This is a genomic window from Psychrobacter phenylpyruvicus DSM 7000 = NBRC 102152, from assembly GCF_000685805.1.
GTDB classification, from domain to species: Bacteria; Pseudomonadota; Gammaproteobacteria; order Pseudomonadales; family Moraxellaceae; genus Psychrobacter; species Psychrobacter phenylpyruvicus.
The window spans coordinates 1-2,805 of sequence record NZ_JMKP01000072.1; the positions used below are offsets into that span (position 1 = coordinate 1).

The window sequence follows — 2,805 nt, forward strand, 5'->3', positions numbered from 1 at the left end:
GGCTCGCTCTTTCATTTCAGGGGTATAGTTTCGTGTTTTCATTGTCGTATTCTCTCAGAAAATTGAGTCTCCGACAATCCCGGGGCGGTTCAGTTATGACATTCTAGTTATTGATGAGTGCAGTACTGTTTCAAACAAAGATATGAAACAAATCTTGGATAAAGTTGAAACTAAACTGTTAGTTTTAGTTGGTGACACCTTTCAAATAGAATCAATTAGATTTGGGAATTGGTTTAGTATTATTAGAGATTTTGTTGACGATGATTCAGTTCTACAGTTGGAAACACCATATCGAACAAATAATGAGAACTTATTAACTGTGTGGAATAGAGTTAGGGAGTTAGATGAGGCGATATTAGAACTAATTGTAAAGCATGGATATTCTGTTCCACTTGATAATTCAATCCTTAATACACCTAATGATGATGAAATTATATTATGTCTAAATTATGACGGTATATATGGTATTAATAATTTGAATAAGTTTTTACAAGGTATCAATCAGAACCAACCAGTTTATTGGGGTGTGAATACATACAAAATTGATGACCCTATTTTATTTAATGAAGTGGAGCGCTTTTCACCACTTATTCATAATAATATGAAAGGAAGGATAGTTAATGTTGAAAAATTATATGATGAAATATATTTTTCTATAGCTTTAGATGTAGCCATTAATGAAATTGAAGCGATAGGTTATGATTTCGAACTATTACCTAGCCAAGAAAATGGCAATTCAGTTATAAAGTTTAAAGTAAGTAAACATCCAGGCTCAGATGAGGATGGGGATTATTCTGATGCTATAGTCCCATTCCAAATAGCTTACGCAGTTTCAATTCATAAAGCACAAGGTCTTGAGTACAAGTCAGTTAAGATTGTTATAACCAATGACGTTGAAGATATGATTACTCATAATATTTTTTATACTGCTATTACAAGAGCTCGAGAAGATTTGAAAATTTATTGGACACCTGAAACCGAAAAGTCCGTATTCGATAGCTTTACCAAAAAAAATTTTTCTAAGGATGTGAAATTTTTAAAAAGTCTTAAAGACTCAACTTAGATATCAATCTTAATATTCTTTGTAAATACTTATAATAGTTGACTTGTAAAAATACGAGTTAATAGTTGGTGCTACTTCAATGAAATACTATATCAGAATAGATATATACAAAGGTATTTATGCATCTTGTTAGTGATACAAACAGAAGGATAAATTAGTTAAAGACAGGGTTGGTATTGATTCAAAGCTTAAGACAATAATCGAAGAAATTATTTATTAAGGTCTTTTAATAAAGGTAAGTCAGCTAATTCATCCTTCTCAAAGTCAATAATTGTAATAGGAAGTTCAGTAAGTAATTCAGTTATCTGCTTTATTTCTGGATCGGATGTATAAACCTGCTTAATACCGTTAGCAACTGCCATACCTAAAATTTGTATATCAACTTTGACAACCTGCCTTTGCGTCCTATTTATTTCCTTGAAAAATTCACTATCTAATAAGTCTCGGAAAATATCAGCACTCACACGAGCACACTTCTGGTCAAAATCAAGGATCTGCATAAATGGATTTGTTTTAGTCAAAAAATCTGTGCGTTTATAATTGTTATCTTTCACGAGGAACTCTGCTAAAACAGGTGTTGGAAGTGCCAAAGTGATGTTATTGCGTTCGAAGTATTGACTATATACACGGTATATCTGTTTATCGTCTAATAGCTTGATTAGAAAATTATTATCCACCATTATTATCATCAATGGCGTTCCTCAAGCCAAACCGATATAGGATCATCAAGTGCTTGCCAGCCACTATCGCCTTGTTCGATAAATGCGGTCATCCAAGCTTTACCCGTTGTCTTGTTATCAATAATCTCGTAACTAGTGGCCTTAAAGTCGACTAAATTAATGTCATACTTATTTTTGATTTTATATTTAGCGATACCTGTAAACTTAATTAGAGTATCAAAGCACCATAATGACTCAAGATGTTGAGCTAGGCTTAAAGACATTTCTTTTGAAACAGCAATAGATAGGTAGATGTTATTGGCTAATAATATTGTAAAGTGATCAGTGTCATCTTTACCATGAGCAGGCTTTATCAGCTTACCAATTAAAGTTTCATTCTGTTTGAAGGTGTTGGTAATAGGTTTGCAGTAATCAATCTGATGGATAAGCTCCATATCTTTATCATTGACAGCCGTTCTACTCGCTAAAATTGAAGCTTTAATCTCTTTATTGGTTTTTGAATAGCCACGCAAAACCTTATTGATATCTTCCAAAGCAGGAGCTTGCCGAGTAATATTTGAATTCAGTTTATCGAGTTTTTCATCATAATACTCAGGCTCTGTACTTACTTTGAGTACAGCAGAACCAGGATAAATAGCCTCAAAAAACAGAAAGTCATCATCTAATAGTTTGCAAAAGTCATTTAACAGACGACCAATATCGCCAGCTTTAATACGGTCTAAGTTGATACCGGATAGTTTTAGGACGAATTTAGGTTTATCAGTCATATCGCCCTCCTGTTAATCGGTGAGTGTAGTCAGCAGATGATGTAAGATGTCATACTAGTAGTTAAGTATATAGAACTAGTTTAGCAAGCTTTGATACCTTTTAGGTAAGTTATTGAAATTTAGAGTTGAGATTTATTTAATAAACAAAAAGATGAATATAACTGTATTAAATAGAAATTAATGTTTGTGAATCAATAAAACGAGACTTTCCTAAACTTTGTGTAACTGCTTATAATCCATAGTAAAGGAGAATAAGCAATGACAAAACAAACAGAACTAAAAAAACTAGCCGAAC

At 32.5% G+C, this 2,805-nt stretch carries 3 protein-coding genes; 1 reads left to right on the forward strand and 2 read right to left on the reverse strand.

Annotation, left to right across the window (positions count from 1 at the left end; translation table 11 throughout):
- Positions 1-109: 109 nt before the first annotated feature.
- A complete protein-coding gene (locus G561_RS0113280; RefSeq protein ID WP_228707634.1) occupies positions 110-1,063 on the forward strand; it encodes an ATP-dependent DNA helicase in 954 nt (317 codons plus the stop codon).
- A gap of 209 nt (positions 1,064-1,272) precedes the next feature.
- Here G561_RS0113280 and G561_RS14800 read toward each other — a convergent pair whose 3' ends face one another.
- Entirely contained in the window at positions 1,273-1,752 is a 480-nt protein-coding gene (locus G561_RS14800; RefSeq protein WP_051584571.1) for a PIN domain-containing protein, read from the reverse strand.
- Positions 1,752-2,510, reverse strand: coding sequence for a hypothetical protein (locus tag G561_RS0113290; RefSeq protein WP_028859966.1), 759 nt, complete (start codon positions 2,508-2,510; stop codon positions 1,752-1,754). Before G561_RS0113290 ends, G561_RS14800 begins: the two co-directional genes overlap by 1 nt.
- Positions 2,511-2,805 lie beyond the last annotated feature (295 nt).

What these genes read in the sequence shown, in the direction of transcription:
- G561_RS14800 (WP_051584571.1), bottom strand. Translation starts at nt 1,752, where the DNA reads ATGATAATAATGGTGGATAATAATTTTCTAATCAAGCTATTAGACGAT.
- G561_RS0113290 (WP_028859966.1), bottom strand. Translation starts at nt 2,510, where the DNA reads ATGACTGATAAACCTAAATTCGTCCTAAAACTATCCGGTATCAACTTA.